We start from the raw sequence: 16,354 nt of genomic DNA, 5'->3' as shown, positions 1-16,354 counted from the left end.
GACATGTAGACGTCTATACATCTGGATTTCATCCTGACACAATGTGCTACAACAACGCAACAGGGAATTAACGACATGCAGACATTACAGACGACCAGCCTGCGGGTGGCGGATAATCAGCTCTTTATTCTCGATCAGCAGGCGCTTCCGCAGGAGAAACGCTGGCTGGATGCCTCGACGGTAGAGGCGCTGGTCGGACATATCCACGCCCTGCGCGTGCGCGGCGCGCCGCTAATTGGTCTCTCTGCAAGCCTGCTGCTGGCGCTGCTGGCGGAAAACGGCAAAAGCCGCGACGAGCTGGCGGCGGCGCTGGAAACCCTGCGCGCCTCCCGCCCGACGGCGGTGAACCTCATGAACAATCTTGACCGCATGAAGCTCGCCCTGTGGCAGGAAGATTTTGTACCGGCGCTGGTGGCCGAAGCGCTGCGCCTGATTGACGAAGACAAACGTCTTTGCGACGCGATCGCCAAAGCCGGCAGCGCGCTGGTGAAGCCCGGCAGCCGTCTGCTGACCCACTGCAACACCGGCGGGCTGGCAACGGCGGGCGTTGGCACCGCATTGGGCGTGATTGCCCGCGCGCATCAGGAGGGTAACGTCAGCAACGTCTGGGTGGATGAAACCCGTCCGCTGCTGCAGGGCGGCAGATTGACCGCGTGGGAGCTTGGCGAGCTGGGCGTGCCGTATCAGCTGATTACCGATTCCATGGCCGCCAGCCTGATGGCAAAAGGGCTGGTGGACGCCGTGTGGGTGGGCGCAGACCGCATTGCCGCCAACGGGGACGTGGCGAACAAGATCGGCACCTATTCCCTGGCGGTGCTGGCGAAGTTCCACGGCATTCCGTTCTACGTTGCCGCCCCGCAAACGACCCTCGATCCGGACTGCCCGAACGGGGACGCGATCCCGATTGAGCAGCGCGCCGCCAGCGAGGTGACGGGCGTGGCCGGAAGCTTTGGCGCGGTGCAGTGGGCGCCGGAAAACGCGCAGGTCTATAACCCGGCGTTTGACGTTACCCCTGCCTCGCTGATCAGCGGCTGGGTGCTGGATACGGGCGTAGTCACGCCGGAAGCGGTGGCAAACGGGAAATTCGCCTGAGTCCGGCTATCCTTTAAGGGGTTCCCCTGAGAGGACAATATCGTGACGCTCGATCCTGAAACTGACTTAAAACTGGAGCGCGTGGTGGACGCACCGCGCGACCTGCTGTGGCTCTGCTGGACCACGCCGGAACACATCAAAAACTTCTTCATTCCTGCCCCCCATAAGGTGACCGAATGCGATCTCGATCTCCGCGTGGGCGGGCGGTTCAACACCGTGTTTGAGGTGGACGGGCAGCGGATGGATAACCGGGGCGTCTTCCTGGAAATCGATCCCGGTCAAAAGCTGGTCTTTACCGACGGCTATACCGAAGGCTGGAAACCGGCTGAGAAGCCGTTTATGACGGCGATCCTGCTGCTGGAGGATGTGGGCGAGGGCAAGACCCGCTACACGGCGATTGCGCGTCATCCGACGAAGGAAATCCGCGAGCAGCATGAACAGATGGGCTTCCACGAAGGGTGGGGGATTGTGCTGGATCAGCTGGTGGGTTATGTGAAAGGACTGGAGCGTTGAAGCTCGAGCGGCCTGATGCCCTCACCCCGACCCTCTCCCACAGGGAGAGGGAGCAAACACTAAAAACGGCAGCTCTAGCTGCCGTTTTGCTTTTACCTATGCCAACCGTGGATACGCATCCGCGATGGCATCGCCCGTAAACTGCGCCACCCAGCCTTCCGGGTTATCGAAAATACGAATCGCGGTAAAGTTCGGCTCTGAGCCCATATCAAACCAGTGCGGCGTGCCCGCGGGTACGGAAATCAGATCGTTTTTCTCGCACAGCACCTGATACACCTCATCGCCAATGTGCAGGCAGAACATTCCCGCGCCTTCCACGAAGAAGCGCACTTCGTCTTCGCCGTGGGTGTGTTCGTTCAGGAACTTCGCGCGCAGCGCCTCTTTCTGCGGGTTGTCGGCGCGCAGGCTGATCACGTCCCAGCTTTGGTAGCCTTTTTCCGCCACCAGCTTGTCGATCGCATGCTGATACGCCGCGATCACGGCTTCAGGTGCGGGATCGTGTCCTAAATCGCGATCCGCCGCCCAGCGTTCAAACCGCACGCCTTTGGCGTTGAGCTGCTGGGCGATCTCGGCGGCGTCGGTGCTGTGCCACTGGTGTTGACTGGCGTCTTTATCGGAATAAATGGTCAATGCGCTCATGAAGGGATCTGCTCCGGATTAATCTCGTCAAACTGGTGGACCTGATGGTGATGGCTTGCGCCGTCATCATCACCGCGAATCAGCTGCAGGGTGCGAAAACCTGCCTGTTCAGCCGCGTCCAGCTCCTGATGAATATCGGACAGGAACAGGATCTGCGACGGGGCGATGCCCGTTTGTGCCGCAATGTTCTGATAGGACTGCACCTCGCGCTTGGCGCCGATGTGGGTATCAAAATAGCCGCTGAACAGATGAGTAATATCACCTTCGTCGCTGTAGCCAAATAACAGTTTCTGCGCGGCGACGGAGCCAGAGGAATAAACATAGAGATCAATCCCTTGCGCTTTCCACTTTTCCAGCGCAGGCAGTACGTCCGGGTAGAGGTGGCCGGTAAAGTCGCCGTTCACGTAGCCGTCATGCCAGATGATCCCCTGCAGGGCTTTGAGCGCCGTGGATTTGCGGTCTTCATCCATAAAGGCAAACAGGGCGTCGATAAGCTCGCTGACGCTGGCGTGCGGGTTACCGATTTCATCACGCAGGTTGTCCAGAATGGATTTGACCGGCTCGGCGTACTGCTGCGCGGTCACGAAGGCCGCCAGCCGCTCACGCGCGTAGGGGAACAAAACGTCATGGACAAAACGGATATCGCTGGTGGTCCCTTCAATATCCGTCACAATCGCGCGAATCATACTCTCTCCAGTTGTCGTAAACGCATTTCGCATTCAAATAAGAATTCTAGTCCTTCCAGATGACGGCGGGCCTCGGCCACGTCGCGTCCCCAGCAGGTTAAGCCATGACCGCGCAGAAGAAAACCATAATTAAGCGGGCGTTCCTGTGCGTAATGGGCGATTCGGGAGGCGAGGGCGTCAATATCCTGGTCGTTATCGAAGACCGGGATAGCCACCGTATCCAGATGCGTGGTCTGCCCGGTGAGGGATTTTTGCATCTCAAAGCCGCTGATGTTGAGCTCGGCTTCTTTGACCAGACGCGACAGCACCGTGGCGTTGACGGTATGAACGTGCAGGACGGCGTTGGCTTCCGGGAACAGGCGATAAATCAGCGTGTGAAGACCGGTTTCCGCCGACGGCCTGCGGCCAGACGGCGCGCGGTTGGTGGCAATTTCAACCTGCAGAAAATCCGCCGTTGTCAGGCTGCCTTTGTCTTTGCCGGATTCGCTGAGCCAGCAGAGGCGCTCGTCCTGACGCACCGACATGTTGCCGCCGGTGGCGGGTGCCCAGCCTTTGGCGCCAATCCAGCGGCAGGCGTCGACAAGATGTGTGAGTTGCAGGTTGTCTGTCATTTCCTTTTACCCTCGCGGCCAGGAATATTCATATGGTTTAGACGTCTAAGCGTCTTGATTGCCAAAGACTAACATCGTGTTATAGTGGCAGCAACATAAGTATTACAAGCAGGCATGACACAATGAGAAATAACGCATTGATTCCTAAGAGTAAACTTCCCAATCTCGGTACTACCATCTTTACGCAGATGAGCGCTCTGGCGCAGCAGCACAACGCCATTAACCTTTCGCAGGGATTCCCGGATTTCGACGGCCCGACCTATCTGCAGGAGCGCCTGGCGTACCACGTGGCGCAGGGGGCGAATCAGTATGCCCCGATGACGGGCGTGCAGGCGCTGCGGGAAGCCATTGCGGATAAAACGGCGGAGCTGTACGGCCATAAGCCCGATGCGAACAGCGACATTACGGTGACGGCAGGGGCGACCGAAGCGCTGTATGCGGCAATCACCGCGCTGGTGCGTACGGGCGATGAAGTTATCTGCTTTGATCCGAGCTACGACAGCTATGCGCCTGCGGTTGAACTCTCCGGCGGCGTGGTGAAACGCGTGGCGCTCCAGCCGCCGCATTTTCGCCCTGACTGGCAGGCGTTTGCTGCGCTGCTGAGCGACAAAACCCGCCTGGTGATCCTGAATACCCCGCACAACCCGTCGGCGACGGTGTGGCAAAAGGCCGATTTCGCCGCGCTGTGGCAGGCGATTGCGGAACGTGAAATTTACGTGCTCAGCGATGAAGTCTACGAGCACATCTGCTTTGCAGAAGAAGGACACGCCAGCGTGCTGGCCCATCCGCAGCTTCGCGAGCGTGCTATCGCCGTCTCGTCATTCGGTAAGACTTACCATATGACCGGCTGGAAAGTGGGCTACTGCGTCGCACCGGCGGCTATCAGCGCCGAGCTGCGCAAGGTGCACCAGTACCTGACCTTTGCCGTGAACACGCCGGCTCAGCTGGCGCTGGCGGATATGCTGCGCGCCGAGCCGGAGCACTATCGCGAGCTGCCGCACTTCTATCGTGAACGTCGGGATCTGTTTGTGTCGGCGCTCAGCAAAAGCCGTCTGGAGATTTTGCCCTCAGAAGGGACCTATTTCCTGCTCGCCGACTACAGCGCGATATCGGAACTGGACGACGTGAGTTTCTGCCAGTGGCTGACGAAAGAGGTGGGCGTAGCCGCCATTCCGCTGTCGGTATTCTGCGCCGATCCCTTCCCGCATAAGCTGATTCGTCTTTGCTTTGCGAAGCAGGAATCGACGCTGCTGGCGGCGGCAGAGCGCCTGAACACGCTCTGATTATTTCACCGTCCAGGCTTCTGAGTAACGACGGTCTGCAAACAGCTCCAGCAGACCGTTGATTTGCTTGAGGCGCAAGACTTCATCGCCGTCCATTCCCAGCTCCTTGCTTATTCTCTCGTCATTCCAGCCAAGCTGCACCAGCTCGCGAACGATCTCCGACATAGCGTTAATCTGGTGTCGACCCCGCGCCCGGTTGTGACGAATAGTGGCAGCCATACGGTCATGTTTATCCTGTCGGTCCTGGCGCAGGAAGGTCACAGGGAGATAACCCTTGAGCTGGTGCTTCAGTGCCGCCCGATTTGTACCGATTTCATGGCGATGAAAACCATCCACAATTTCGTAGTGTTGCGGTTCACTTTCTGTCACAACGATAGGTTGGGTGAATCCATCGAGTTCCAGCGACTTACTGAGCAGCCTTTTTTCTGGCGGGGCAACATTATTGGGGTTGTAGTCGTTAGCGGTAATAGCGTCCTGTCTGATCCAGAGGACGCAGTCTATCGGTTGTGCACGAAACGGACTGTGTTTATGGATCGCTTCACGAAAGGCATTTATGGCGTTAATGCGTTCCTCTTCGGGAAGTGACTGAAGGTACGTTTCCATCTCGTTGATTAGTTTTTGTCGCATAATATGCCCCACTCCTTGCGTTTCGCCTTCACTCTGTCGCTGTAGCGCTGATAATGTTTGGGTTTATTTGGGCTGAACGATAGCGCCCTGCACCAGTAGTCGTTATTCAGGAGAACCTTACAAATACGGCGCCATGAGGGAACATCTTTGGCACCGATATCACCGTCCTGCGTATCGGGAATCTCCTCTGTGCCTCTCTTCTGATACCAGTGCAGATAAATGGCGATTTTATTGCGGTAATGCTCAGCCGTATTTTGCGGCATGCTGTCGAGGAGCAGCATGGCATATTCGCGCCAGCACAGGTGTTCGGGTTTCAGAATTTTTCGGTGACCATAAAAATGGTTATCGTGTCCGGCGTACATCCCCCCGCTGCGCGCACCGCTCACGCGCTCACACATGGCCGCCCAGCGATCGGGCTCAACAACGTGGTAGAGCCATAATCCCTGGCGCTGTTCCGGACCAAAGGGTTCACAAATCCGCATGTAGCGTAGCGGCACGCCGGCCTGAAACATCAGGTCATAGAGTGGGTTATAGCAACACCCTGATTTGGCGAACCAGGTCCATATATCGGCGGTTTTCCAGTCGTAGAGAGGGTAGATATACCAGGCATGTCCTCCCGGTGCGACGGTTGTCCAGGGTTTATCGTCGGCAAACCGCTGTTTACGCGCCGACGCGACAGCCAGAAAACGGTTGTATGACTCATCGGCGCGGATGCCAATCAGTACCGCCGCCGGGCGATTGCGAGAGAACCAGTCGGAGAAACCGCGGACAAAGGTTTCAAACGTCATGCCTGGCTGGTAGAAGGGAAAAAAAGCGGGATCGGTTATCGCATCGTCAGGAGGCTGGCGGACCCATTGTGTGCCGGGTTCCCAGCATTGCCATTCCGGCTGGAATTGCGACAGTGAATTTTGCGTTGTCAGGGGGAGCGCGACCCACCAGAAATGGTCGATGACATCGCTGTACAACTCGCGCATATGTTCCACATGGATAATGGTATGGGAAAACTGCGCTTCCCAGTCGATAAAGAGCACATCTATTTTGATGTTCATCAGTCGCGCCTGCTGGGCAACCAGATGCAGCATGACGGTGGAGTCTTTACCTCCTGAAAAAGAAACACAGATTCTGGGTAAGTTTTCGAGCGTCCATTTTATTCGCTCCCGAGCAGCGGTAAGAACATCCTGATTTAAAGGGTATTTATAAATTGACATGCTTATTCTCATCCTGAGGAATAAATACCTGACTGTAGCGTTAATACTAATAAGAGGATTATATCAGTCAATAATTAATTGGATATGTAACGGTTATGCCGCGTAATTCTATAACGGTGGTGTATGTTTTAACGGTGTGGTTCCCATTTTGTGCGAGAACCACAGCAATATCTCACGGTAAGGATATTTCTTCAATAAAACTCGCGAATGCCGAGCTATTGAGCGCGGAACGATTGTACATCATGTAAATATCAATGCTGGGGAATTGAATGTCAGTTTCCACTTTTCGCAGGTTGAGGGCTGGCCCATATTGTTCGAAGGCCGGCGCGGGTACTAATCCTATGAGGTCGGACGAACCGATCACCGACAGAAGGGATATAAAAGAGTCGCTGCGATAGACAATATTTCTTTCGGTTAACAGGTTTTCGGCCTTTTCCTGATAGTCTTTGAAGCTGTTTTCATCGTTCAGGTAGGCGGTGAAGTTTTCATTCAGAATTTCTTCACGGGTGGGATTTTCACTGAGACGGGGATGGCCCTCCCGACAAACGAGGACGAAAGGAAGTTTATGGTAGAGGCTACAGGCGACAGAATGATTGTTAGAAGAAGAAAACGAAAATATCAGGTCGGCTCTTCTGTAGGCTAAGAGATCTTCTGCAGAATCAGACGAAAGAAAAACATCATGTAATTCAATTGAATAGTTATGGTTTTCCATCAGCAGTTTTATAGGGTCAAGCGTTGCTTTCGTACTCATAAAATGCGGGCAATAAATGACAAAGTTCTTCTTCAATCCGCTGCTGTGCATGATATTGATAGTCTGCTCCAGCTGGTTCAGGTTCTGTTCCAGATGATGATGCAAATTGACGCCGACGGTCGTGGGCGTGATCCCTTTACCGGAACGGATAAACAGAGGATCGTTGAGTTGTCCTCTCAGACGCTGCAGTGACTGGCTCACGGCAGAGGGTGTGATATACAGCGTCTCGGCGGCTTTACTGATACTAAGGTGCTGGTAAATGCACTCGAAAATGACTAACAGATTAAGATCGAATTTTTTAAGGTCATACAGGTTTGCCATGTTTCGTCCTGAGGGTACTGCGTTTGCTGTGGTTATCATATAACTGATAACAATAGTTTAAGGCTAACCATTTATAACTCTTTCGGTTAGCTCTCTTAGTTTTAAATTAAATCATCTTAATATATCACGGTGGCAGATTATTGAAATAGCGCTTCAAAAGCGATTAAGATAATTTTATCTTAAGAAAGGGAGTAATCATTTTAAATGACAACTGTCATTTATATATTGCGATAGTTTTATAATAAAAATAAATTTATAACGCACCGTAATGATGTTCGGCACAACCTATCACAGCCATAGGCAGGAATGCCTCTCTTATGGATTGCTCAATCCCTGCGCGGGTGATGTAATCAAACGGCTGTTACCGCCTTGATATAAAGGGTTGTAGAGCGCAACGCAACGCCAGTTTCGGCTGGCACTGAATGTACCTGCGGGGAATTCAGGTATCAGGGCCGCCCGTTGAGGCGGCCTTTTTACTTTCAGGCTTTCCTGTAAAAGGTTCACCTTGTTGTCTTGTCGACGTTGTAAGGTTTGGCTGATTGATTTGATAAAGCATACGCATTAGCCCCGATGAATAAAGTTGGTTACCTTACATCTCAACGAAAACACGGAGGAAGTACAGATGTCTTTGATTAACACCAAAATTAAACCTTTCAAAAACCAGGCGTTCAAAAACGGTGAGTTCATCGAAGTTACCGAGAAAGATACCGAAGGCCGCTGGAGCGTCTTCTTCTTCTATCCGGCTGACTTTACCTTCGTTTGCCCGACTGAACTGGGTGACGTTGCAGACCATTACGATGAACTGCAGAAGCTGGGCGTAGACGTTTACTCCGTCTCTACCGATACCCACTTCACCCACAAAGCATGGCACAGCAGCTCCGAAACCATCGCGAAAATCAAATACGCGATGATCGGCGACCCGACTGGCGCCCTGACCCGTAACTTCGACAACATGCGTGAAGATGAAGGCCTGGCTGACCGCGCCACCTTCGTTGTTGACCCGCAGGGCATTATCCAGGCTATCGAAGTTACCGCTGAAGGTATCGGCCGTGATGCTTCTGACCTGCTGCGTAAAGTGAAAGCTGCTCAGTACGTGGCTTCTCACCCAGGCGAAGTGTGCCCGGCGAAATGGAAAGAAGGCGAAGCGACGCTGGCTCCATCCTTAGATCTGGTTGGTAAAATCTAAGTTTTGCCCATTCGGTAATTAATGGGCGCACCCGCGCCCATTTCATTCCAGCACCATGATGCAAGTTGCATTCAGGCCGCCCGTATAAGGCAGCTTGCATGATGACGTCTTAAGAGAGGGAAGAACAATGCTCGACACTAACATGAAAACCCAGCTCAAGGCCTACCTTGAGAAACTGACCAAACCCGTTGAGCTGATTGCCACGCTGGACGACAGCGCCAAATCGGCAGAAATCAAGGAACTGCTGGCGGAGATCGCCGAGCTGTCGCCGAAAGTGACCTTTAAAGAAGACAACGCGCTGCCGGTCCGTAAGCCCTCTTTCCTGATTACCAACCCAGGCTCCGACCAGGGACCGCGCTTTGCCGGCTCGCCGCTGGGTCACGAATTTACCTCACTGGTGCTGGCGCTGCTGTGGACCGGTGGTCATCCGTCAAAAGAAGCGCAGGCGCTGCTGGAGCAGATCCGCGATATCGACGGTGATTTCGAATTTGAAACCTATTACTCGCTCTCCTGCCACAACTGCCCGGACGTGGTGCAGGCGCTGAACCTGATGTCGGTTCTGAACCCGCGCATCAAGCACACGGCGATTGACGGCGGTACCTTCCAGAATGAAATCACCGATCGCAACGTGATGGGCGTTCCGGCGGTCTACATGAACGGCAAAGAGTTCGGCCAGGGCCGCATGACGCTGACTGAGATCGTTGCCAAAGTGGATACCGGTGCTGAAAAACGTGCGGCGGAAGAGCTGAACAAACGCGATGCTTACGACGTGCTTATCGTCGGTTCCGGCCCTGCGGGCGCGGCGGCAGCGGTGTACTCCGCGCGTAAAGGTATTCGTACCGGCCTGATGGGTGAACGCTTTGGCGGCCAGGTGCTCGATACCGTGGACATCGAAAACTACATTTCCGTGCCGAAGACCGAAGGCCAGAAGCTGGCGGGGGCGCTGAAGGCGCACGTCAGCGACTATGACGTAGACGTGATCGACAGTCAGAGCGCCAGCAAGCTGGTTCCGGCAGCGGTCGAGGGTGGTTTACACCAGATTGAAACCGCGTCCGGCGCGGTGCTGAAAGCGCGCAGCATTATCATTGCCACCGGCGCGAAATGGCGCAACATGAACGTTCCGGGCGAAGATCAGTACCGTACCAAAGGCGTGACCTACTGTCCGCACTGCGACGGCCCGCTGTTTAAAGGTAAACGCGTGGCGGTGATCGGCGGCGGTAACTCCGGCGTTGAAGCGGCTATCGACCTGGCGGGGATTGTTGAGCACGTTACCCTTCTGGAGTTCGCTCCAGAGATGAAGGCCGACCAGGTTCTGCAGGATAAAGTTCGCAGCCTGAAAAACGTCGACATCGTACTGAACGCGCAGACCACGGAAGTGAAGGGCGACGGCAGCAAAGTGACCGGCCTGGAATACCGCGACCGCATGAGCGGCGACGTGCACAGCGTTCAGCTGTCAGGGATCTTCGTGCAGATTGGTCTGCTGCCAAATACCACCTGGCTGGAAGGCGCGATTGAGCGCAACCGCATGGGCGAAATCATCATTGATGCGAAATGTGAAACCAGCGTGAAAGGCGTGTTTGCGGCGGGCGACTGCACCACTGTGCCGTACAAACAGATCATTATCGCCACGGGCGAAGGGGCGAAGGCGTCTCTGAGTTCCTTTGACTACCTGATTCGCACCAAAACCGCATAACAGAAGAAAGTAAGGCTACACCTGCAATAGCGAGAGGCCACCGAAAGGTGGCCTCTTTTTTTATCTTACGACCATCACCGGTATATGGGTGTGGCGGATCACGCTGGAGGCGTTAGAGCCCAGCAGATGCGTGGTAATGGAAGGGTTGCGCGAACCGATGACCACCACGTCTGCTTTCAGCTCGTTCGCCAGTTCGTTTACCGCATCACGAACGCTGCCGAATCTGATGTGCGTTTTGATGCGCGAAGGGTCGATGCTGAAGTGGCTGACCATGGTTTGCAGGCGAGTTTCCGCTTCATGCTGCAAATGCTCCTCGAAGCGACGCACGTCGGCGGCAAAGCGGTGCAGGCTCAGGCTGGCGGAGCCCGGCAGTACGTGTAAAAGATGGATAACACCGTCCTGCTGCGCCAGGAACTCCGCATGGCGTACGGCTTTGTCGCTCAGCTCCATCTCAAAAACATCAACCGGCATTATGATTCTCTGATACATACCCGTTTCTCCTTGTTTATAAACGCTGAACTCATTCAACCATAAAATAAAAATGGTTTCTGTAAGCGCCCCGTCAGTTTTCTTAAGTTGCCAGGATAAATCTCAAAAGGCCCGTATTCCGGGGCAGACCTTCAGGGGTAGCTACCCTTATACACTTACCTGGAACCTTTCGGAGGTCGCATGAAAGCACTTACGTATCACGGTCCGCACCATGTACGCGTCGAGAATGTCCCCGATCCCATTATCGAACAGCCCGACGATATCATTCTGCGCGTCACGGCCACGGCTATCTGCGGCTCCGATTTGCATCTCTATCGCGGAAAGATCCCGAAGGTGCAGCACGGCGACATTTTTGGCCATGAGTTTATGGGGGAAATCGTCGAGTGCGGCGCAGAGGTGAAAAATTTGCAAAAAGGCGATCGCGTGGTGATCCCCTTTGTCATTGCCTGTGGGGACTGTTTCTTCTGTCGGTTGCAGCAATACGCGGCCTGTGAGAATACCAATGCCGGGCAGGGCGCCGCGCTGAACAAAAAGCAAATCCCCGCGCCGGCCGCGCTGTTTGGCTACAGCCATCTCTACGGCGGCGTGCCGGGGGGACAGGCGGAATATGTCCGCGTGCCAAAAGGCAACGTCGGGCCGTTTAAGGTCCCGCAACTCCTCTCTGATGATAAGGCACTGTTCCTGTCCGATATTTTGCCCACGGCCTGGCAGGCGGCAAAAAATGCGCAGATTGAAAAAGGCTCAAGCGTTGCGGTTTTCGGCGCCGGGCCGGTGGGGCTCCTGACCATTGCCTGCGCGCGGCTGTTAGGGGCCGAGCAGATATTTGTTATCGATCACCACCCGTACCGTTTGCGATTTGCCGAGGCGCGTTACGGCGCAATCCCCATCAACTTTGATGATGATAACGACGCGGCGGAAAAAATCATCGAGCAGACCGCTGGCCAGCGCGGCGTTGACGCCGTGATTGATGCGGTTGGGTTCGAAGCGAAAGGCAGCACCACGGAAACGATCCTCAGCAATCTTAAAATTGAAGGCAGCAGCGGCAAAGCGCTGCGGCAGTGCATTGCTGCCGTTCGACGCGGTGGCGTGGTTAGCGTACCCGGCGTGTACGCCGGGTTTATTCATGGCTTCCTGTTTGGCGATGCCTTTGATAAGGGTCTGACGTTTAAGATGGGCCAGACGCACGTCCATGCCTGGCTGGGTGAGCTGCTGCCGCTGATCGAAAAAGGGCTGCTTACCCCGGAAGAGATCGTGACCCATTATCTTCCCCTTGCCGATGCGGAACGCGCCTATAAGGTATTCGAAAAACGGGAGGAAGAGTGCCGGAAGGTTATTCTGGTCCCTGGCGCAGAAACGCCCGAGGCCGCAGAGCAAAAAGTTAAGGGCCTGGTGAACGCTTTCCCGGGTGGGGTTGCATAAGTACTCGCCTAGCTGTGGCGTTCAAGATAAAGCACGGCTATGACGATAATCGCCGCAATAATCAGAAAAATAAGTGTGATAACCAGTATCTCACTCATGACCGTCCCCACGGCACCAAAACAGATTAAGCGTGGATTAAGGGCTTTTTGCGCGATATAAGAAAATGGGGTGAATTTACGGAAAGAGGATGCGGCTGCATCCTCTGTGCAAAGCGGGTGGGCGCTTGTTCAGAAGTGGTTAACGCAGGTAATCGCCCGCGGCTTCTGGCTGGTAGAGCAGCGCCAGCACTTCAAGATGGGCAGAGGCGCCGCCCGGCAACTCCCAGTGGATGGTATCGCCCGTGCGCAGGCCCAGCAGTGCGGCACCCACAGGCGCAAGAACAGAAAGCTGTGTGCTGCTGTCGGTCATCTGAGCCGGGTAAACCAGCGTGCGGGTCAGCTCTTCACCGGTGGTCAGGTTGCGGAATTTTACCTGGCTGTTCATGGTGACCACGTCATGCGGCATCGTCTCAGGCGTGCACATCTGCGCCCGGTCGAGCTCCTCATTCAGGGCGTCGGCCACGGGAAGTGAGGCAAACTCCGCTTTTTCCAGCAGCCTGTCGATACGTTCTGCGTCGAGCTCGTTGATGATAATTGTAGGTCTGGACATTTTTACTCCATGTCGTTAATGCTGCGCGTAACGCAGAAACCAATCCAAAAGAAAACCCTCGCCGTCTGGCAGCGAGGGTTTAACTCTCCCGATGATACTGGCTGAGCGCGCAAGTTTGAAGTGATGAAGGTCACATTCATGGTCCATATGAATTTTCGCTGAAATTTATTCAGTCTTCATTCCGGGCGGAATACGTTACGCTGAGTGTCCTGAACCCGGGCGTTGCGCGAAGCGCTATTCGCGTCAGCCCACCAACGAGAGAGAACTATGTACTTCTACCAACCGTCTCAGGGGCACGGCCTGCCGCACGATCCGCTGAACGCCATTATTGGTCCACGTCCGATCGGCTGGATCTCCTCATGCGACAAGGCCGGTCAGCTCAACCTCGCACCGTATAGCTTCTTTAACTGCTTTAACTATCGCCCGCCGATCATCGGCTTTTCCAGCAACGGCTGGAAGGACAGCGTGCGTAATATTACCGAAACAAAGGAATTTGTCTGGAACCTTGCGACGCGCGATCTCGCGCAAGCGATGAACCAAACCTCTGCGATGCTTCCGCACGATCGGGATGAATTCAGCTTTGCCGGACTTACGCCAGCGGCGAGCCAGCTGGTTAACGCGCCCCGCGTCGCAGAAAGCCCGGTGAACTTTGAGTGCCGCCTGTCGCAGTGCATTCAGCTTACCGGTGCTGACGGCACACCGGTCGATACCTGGCTGGTGCTGGGGGAGGTGGTCGGTATCCATATTGCCGAAACGCTGCTGGAAGAGGGGATTTACCAGACGGCGAAAGCGCAGCCCATCCTGCGTGCGGGAGGGCCGACGGCGTATTATGGCATCAGTGATGAAAACCGGTTTGATATGGTGCGCCCGGGCGCGGATCAGTAGCCGGCTTTATCAATCACGAACTGTTTTCCGCAGTTACCCGGATGTGGCTGCGGGGCAAATGACGCCGCAGAAAGCGGGTTGTTAATGGTGTCCGCCTTCAGCGAAACCTGCATCTCGGTCAGATACGCCGGATTGCCGTTGCAGGTCAGCTTGATCGCTTTGATGTTTTCTTTGCCCCAGCTTTTGGCAACGGCACCGTCAAAGTCGCTGCGATTGACGGTTTTCCCGTAATTATCGGCGAGGAATTTACCGACCGCGCTGTTTTTAACTTCCTGATTCATCCGCACCATCGTGCCGAAATAGGCATCTGGATCGAAACCAAAGCAGACGCCATGTTTGGCATATTCATAACGTTCCAGGCAGGAATTACCGCCCGCGCCCGGCATCACGTCGTTGAGCTTTGCGGCTGCGGAAAGCGACAGTCCGGTTTCGGCGGCATCGCATTTGCGGCTAGCCTTTACTTCCGGCATGTTCGGAATGGGGCGCGTGGCGCAGCCAAAACGCATCCACCGACGTTCATCCACGCCGCGTGCGGCAATAGATTTCGGCAGGCCAGGCCATAGACCGTGAACGGTCAGAAAATCGGCTTTATTATCGCGCTCTTTTTGCAGGCGACATTCGTCAGGTTCATTGCGGTTGCGTTCGACCATGCTCTGGCAAAACCCGGTTTGCCAGGACAGAGCCAGCACATAGCGATCGAAATCGCCATACTGTGTTGCCTTCAGCGGTTCCGCCTGTGCGGAGAAGAGACAGAGAGCAAGCGCGATTGCGCCAGACGGGATGACGATATCCTTCCTGAACATATGATTTCCTGATCGAATGAGTACTATTAATTTCTGGAAGTTATTAAAGCACAAAAAGCGCCCGCAGGCGCTTTTTGGATATCCCTAATTTAGCTTAGGCCGCGCCGGGTACCAGCACTTCCGTGGCGATAATCACGATAATCAGACCAACTATAACGGGCACTGAGGTGCGTTTGACGACTTCGAATGGCGAGATTTTCGCCATCCCGGCAACGGCGACGACCACACCCGACACCGGCGAAATGGTACGGCCCAGGTTTGACGCCTGCAGCATGGGAATGGAAAGGTAGGCCGGGTTAATACCGGAGGAGTGAGCCAGTTTCGGGATCATCTCAACGAAAGCGTAAAAAGGCGCATTACCGGAACCGGTGGTCATCGCCGCCAGCATGGTGAGCACCACCAGAACCAGCATCAGGATAATACTGGCCGAGCCGAACGAGGTGGCGATAGAAATCAGGCTCTGGATAAAGCCGATCGTGCTCAGACCCTGGGCAAAAACGCCCGCTGCAACCAGCAGGATCACCACGCCAGCGAAGGCATCCGCCATACCGCGATACGCAACTTCCAGACCCGAGAAGACTTTTTGCGTGTTAAAACCGCGCACAAACTCCAGCACGGCGGCCAGCAGCATACAGATGACCAGAATGGTGATGATGTGCAGCTGTGGACCCCATTTTCCGTCAAAAATCAGCACTCCGACGATCGGGGTGAACGGCAGAATGGCATAGAACGCGGGAGCGGTCGTGGTGATTTCACTCACGTCCATCATTTCATGGCTGATGTTTTCTTTCTTATCGAGATAACGCTGCCAGAAGAAATGCGCGATCCCCATGCCCACGATGGCAACAATTGAGATCGGTAACGTGGTTTTAAAGGCGAAGTCGATGAGTGACATCTCCGCCGCCTTTGCCGCCAGCACAACGTCGCCGGAGGTCGGGGAGAGAATAATCGCTGCCGGAGACGCGCAAATTGCCGCGGCCGCGCCACGGCTGATACCGACGTTCACCATCACCGGGAACAGCGTCGCCATGAGCAGTACGCCAAGCCCGGTAGCCGACGAAACGGCCAGTGACATCAGGCAGGCGAGGAAATAGGCGGCGACCATCAGCAGATACGGCGAGTTGATGTATTGCAGGGGTTTAGAGGCAAGCTTAACGACCATGTCGTTGGCGCCGATATGGGTCATGTAGGCTGCAAAACCGCACAGCATCATGATCATCATACCCAGATCACCGCCGCGGCTCATGAGCAATATTTTAATGTATTCAACAATATCTGTAGCCGTGTAACCGGTGCTGGTCGCGCTGGCAGGTAACACCTGGTGCCCCATTATTGCGCTGATAATCAGCAGCGTTAGACCGCCGACAAATAATACGCCCGTGGCCGAGTAGCCTTTAATGATGTAGCGTGCGACGCCGACAATGACGACGACTCCAATAAGGAGTTCGAATAACGTAAGCATGATTTCCCCTGTATCTCTGCTGCAATGGAGCACAAAAA

Annotated in this window: 18 protein-coding genes; 7 read left to right on the top strand and 11 right to left on the bottom strand. The window is 54.9% G+C overall.

Going from position 1 to position 16,354, the window contains the following annotated elements; all coding sequences use genetic code 11:
- The first annotated feature begins 75 nt into the window (after window positions 1–75).
- On the top strand, window positions 76–1,092 hold the full coding sequence (gene mtnA, locus SPH27_RS08855) for an S-methyl-5-thioribose-1-phosphate isomerase (RefSeq protein ID WP_048975890.1): 1,017 nt from the start codon (window positions 76–78) through the stop codon (window positions 1,090–1,092).
- Window positions 1,093–1,134: 42 nt separating this feature from the next.
- Window positions 1,135–1,605, top strand: a complete 471-nt coding sequence (locus tag SPH27_RS08850) for an SRPBCC family protein (RefSeq protein WP_033144910.1) — start codon at window positions 1,135–1,137, stop codon at window positions 1,603–1,605.
- 96 nt (window positions 1,606–1,701) lie between these two features.
- On the opposite strand, the gene SPH27_RS08845 is transcribed toward SPH27_RS08850, so the two are convergent.
- The 3 genes from SPH27_RS08845 to SPH27_RS08835 are packed head-to-tail and all read right to left on the bottom strand — an operon-like array spanning window position 1,702 to window position 3,541.
- Window positions 1,702–2,244, bottom strand: coding sequence for a 1,2-dihydroxy-3-keto-5-methylthiopentene dioxygenase (locus SPH27_RS08845; RefSeq protein WP_182072411.1), 543 nt, complete (start codon window positions 2,242–2,244; stop codon window positions 1,702–1,704).
- Entirely contained in the window at window positions 2,241–2,930 is a 690-nt protein-coding gene (gene mtnC / locus SPH27_RS08840; RefSeq protein ID WP_033144912.1) for an acireductone synthase, read from the bottom strand. Before mtnC ends, SPH27_RS08845 begins: the two co-directional genes overlap by 4 nt.
- On the bottom strand, window positions 2,927–3,541 hold the full coding sequence (locus SPH27_RS08835; RefSeq protein WP_033144913.1) for a methylthioribulose 1-phosphate dehydratase: 615 nt from the start codon (window positions 3,539–3,541) through the stop codon (window positions 2,927–2,929). The genes mtnC and SPH27_RS08835 overlap by 4 nt, the downstream gene beginning before the upstream one ends.
- 122 nt (window positions 3,542–3,663) lie before the next feature.
- Between SPH27_RS08835 and SPH27_RS08830 the strand changes: the two genes are divergently transcribed.
- On the top strand, window positions 3,664–4,824 hold the full coding sequence (locus SPH27_RS08830; RefSeq protein ID WP_182072413.1) for a pyridoxal phosphate-dependent aminotransferase: 1,161 nt from the start codon (window positions 3,664–3,666) through the stop codon (window positions 4,822–4,824).
- On the opposite strand, the gene SPH27_RS08825 is transcribed toward SPH27_RS08830, so the two are convergent.
- From SPH27_RS08825 to citR, 3 genes are all read right to left on the bottom strand, one after another.
- On the bottom strand, window positions 4,825–5,451 hold the full coding sequence (locus SPH27_RS08825) for an IbrB-like domain-containing protein (RefSeq protein ID WP_033144915.1): 627 nt from the start codon (window positions 5,449–5,451) through the stop codon (window positions 4,825–4,827). It lies immediately after the preceding gene.
- Window positions 5,436–6,659, bottom strand: coding sequence for a phosphoadenosine phosphosulfate reductase (locus SPH27_RS08820; protein ID WP_182072415.1), 1,224 nt, complete (start codon window positions 6,657–6,659; stop codon window positions 5,436–5,438). The genes SPH27_RS08825 and SPH27_RS08820 overlap by 16 nt, the downstream gene beginning before the upstream one ends.
- Window positions 6,660–6,831: 172 nt before the next feature.
- The gene (gene citR / locus SPH27_RS08815) at window positions 6,832–7,731 is read right to left on the bottom strand and encodes a DNA-binding transcriptional repressor CitR (RefSeq protein ID WP_039261223.1); all 900 of its coding nucleotides are present in this window, start codon (window positions 7,729–7,731) and stop codon (window positions 6,832–6,834) included.
- A 622-nt stretch (window positions 7,732–8,353) separates the two neighbouring features.
- On the opposite strand from citR, the gene ahpC reads away from it, so the two are divergent.
- Window positions 8,354–8,917, top strand: a complete 564-nt coding sequence (gene ahpC, locus SPH27_RS08810; RefSeq protein ID WP_008501015.1) for an alkyl hydroperoxide reductase subunit C — start codon at window positions 8,354–8,356, stop codon at window positions 8,915–8,917.
- Window positions 8,918–9,044: 127 nt separating this feature from the next.
- Window positions 9,045–10,610: an alkyl hydroperoxide reductase subunit F gene (gene ahpF, locus SPH27_RS08805; protein WP_048980748.1), complete on the top strand. Its 1,566-nt coding sequence runs from the start codon at window positions 9,045–9,047 to the stop codon at window positions 10,608–10,610.
- 60 nt (window positions 10,611–10,670) lie between these two features.
- Here ahpF and uspG read toward each other — a convergent pair whose 3' ends face one another.
- On the bottom strand, window positions 10,671–11,099 hold the full coding sequence (uspG, locus tag SPH27_RS08800) for a universal stress protein UspG (protein WP_182072417.1): 429 nt from the start codon (window positions 11,097–11,099) through the stop codon (window positions 10,671–10,673).
- Between the two features lie 180 nt (window positions 11,100–11,279).
- Between uspG and SPH27_RS08795 the strand changes: the two genes are divergently transcribed.
- A complete protein-coding gene (locus SPH27_RS08795) occupies window positions 11,280–12,518 on the top strand; it encodes a zinc-dependent alcohol dehydrogenase (RefSeq protein WP_032661072.1) in 1,239 nt (412 codons plus the stop codon).
- Between the two features lie 8 nt (window positions 12,519–12,526).
- On the opposite strand, the gene yldA is transcribed toward SPH27_RS08795, so the two are convergent.
- Both yldA and rnk read right to left on the bottom strand, forming a co-directional pair.
- Complete coding sequence (gene yldA / locus SPH27_RS08790) at window positions 12,527–12,616, bottom strand: small membrane protein YldA (protein ID WP_284593114.1); 90 nt, start codon at window positions 12,614–12,616, stop codon at window positions 12,527–12,529.
- Between the two features lie 139 nt (window positions 12,617–12,755).
- Complete coding sequence (gene rnk, locus SPH27_RS08785; protein ID WP_033144918.1) at window positions 12,756–13,166, bottom strand: nucleoside diphosphate kinase regulator; 411 nt, start codon at window positions 13,164–13,166, stop codon at window positions 12,756–12,758.
- A 267-nt stretch (window positions 13,167–13,433) separates the two neighbouring features.
- Here rnk and SPH27_RS08780 point away from each other — a divergent pair, with 267 nt between their 5' ends.
- On the top strand, window positions 13,434–14,051 hold the full coding sequence (locus SPH27_RS08780; RefSeq protein ID WP_023310735.1) for a flavin reductase family protein: 618 nt from the start codon (window positions 13,434–13,436) through the stop codon (window positions 14,049–14,051).
- On the opposite strand, the gene rna is transcribed toward SPH27_RS08780, so the two are convergent.
- Window positions 14,045–14,854, bottom strand: coding sequence for a ribonuclease I (gene rna / locus SPH27_RS08775; protein ID WP_045887730.1), 810 nt, complete (start codon window positions 14,852–14,854; stop codon window positions 14,045–14,047). The two genes, SPH27_RS08780 and rna, sit on opposite strands and share 7 nt — an antisense overlap.
- Window positions 14,855–14,948: 94 nt before the next feature.
- Window positions 14,949–16,316: an anaerobic C4-dicarboxylate transporter DcuC gene (dcuC, locus tag SPH27_RS08770; RefSeq protein WP_023310737.1), complete on the bottom strand. Its 1,368-nt coding sequence runs from the start codon at window positions 16,314–16,316 to the stop codon at window positions 14,949–14,951.
- Window positions 16,317–16,354 lie beyond the last annotated feature (38 nt).

It is taken from the genome of Enterobacter sp. A103, assembly GCF_034427535.1.
GTDB classification, from domain to species: Bacteria; Pseudomonadota; Gammaproteobacteria; order Enterobacterales; family Enterobacteriaceae; genus Enterobacter; species Enterobacter asburiae_B.
The sequence above is the reverse complement of the archived record's forward strand: the minus strand, read 5'-3'. Positions and strand labels throughout refer to the sequence as shown.

Bases quoted from the DNA above. Each gene is read 5' to 3' on its own strand.
- yldA (WP_284593114.1), bottom strand. From the start codon at position 12,616: ATGAGTGAGATACTGGTTATCACACTTATTTTTCTGATTATTGCGGCG.
- SPH27_RS08845 (WP_182072411.1), bottom strand. From the start codon at position 2,244: ATGAGCGCATTGACCATTTATTCCGATAAAGACGCCAGTCAACACCAG.
- mtnA (WP_048975890.1), top strand. From the start codon at position 76: ATGCAGACATTACAGACGACCAGCCTGCGGGTGGCGGATAATCAGCTC.
- SPH27_RS08835 (WP_033144913.1), bottom strand. From the start codon at position 3,541: ATGACAGACAACCTGCAACTCACACATCTTGTCGACGCCTGCCGCTGG.
- SPH27_RS08830 (WP_182072413.1), top strand. From the start codon at position 3,664: ATGAGAAATAACGCATTGATTCCTAAGAGTAAACTTCCCAATCTCGGT.
- SPH27_RS08820 (WP_182072415.1), bottom strand. From the start codon at position 6,659: ATGTCAATTTATAAATACCCTTTAAATCAGGATGTTCTTACCGCTGCT.
- SPH27_RS08825 (WP_033144915.1), bottom strand. From the start codon at position 5,451: ATGCGACAAAAACTAATCAACGAGATGGAAACGTACCTTCAGTCACTT.
- citR (WP_039261223.1), bottom strand. From the start codon at position 7,731: ATGGCAAACCTGTATGACCTTAAAAAATTCGATCTTAATCTGTTAGTC.
- dcuC (WP_023310737.1), bottom strand. From the start codon at position 16,316: ATGCTTACGTTATTCGAACTCCTTATTGGAGTCGTCGTCATTGTCGGC.
- mtnC (WP_033144912.1), bottom strand. From the start codon at position 2,930: ATGATTCGCGCGATTGTGACGGATATTGAAGGGACCACCAGCGATATC.
- SPH27_RS08780 (WP_023310735.1), top strand. From the start codon at position 13,434: ATGTACTTCTACCAACCGTCTCAGGGGCACGGCCTGCCGCACGATCCG.
- ahpF (WP_048980748.1), top strand. From the start codon at position 9,045: ATGCTCGACACTAACATGAAAACCCAGCTCAAGGCCTACCTTGAGAAA.
- ahpC (WP_008501015.1), top strand. From the start codon at position 8,354: ATGTCTTTGATTAACACCAAAATTAAACCTTTCAAAAACCAGGCGTTC.
- uspG (WP_182072417.1), bottom strand. From the start codon at position 11,099: ATGTATCAGAGAATCATAATGCCGGTTGATGTTTTTGAGATGGAGCTG.
- SPH27_RS08795 (WP_032661072.1), top strand. From the start codon at position 11,280: ATGAAAGCACTTACGTATCACGGTCCGCACCATGTACGCGTCGAGAAT.
- rnk (WP_033144918.1), bottom strand. From the start codon at position 13,166: ATGTCCAGACCTACAATTATCATCAACGAGCTCGACGCAGAACGTATC.
- rna (WP_045887730.1), bottom strand. From the start codon at position 14,854: ATGTTCAGGAAGGATATCGTCATCCCGTCTGGCGCAATCGCGCTTGCT.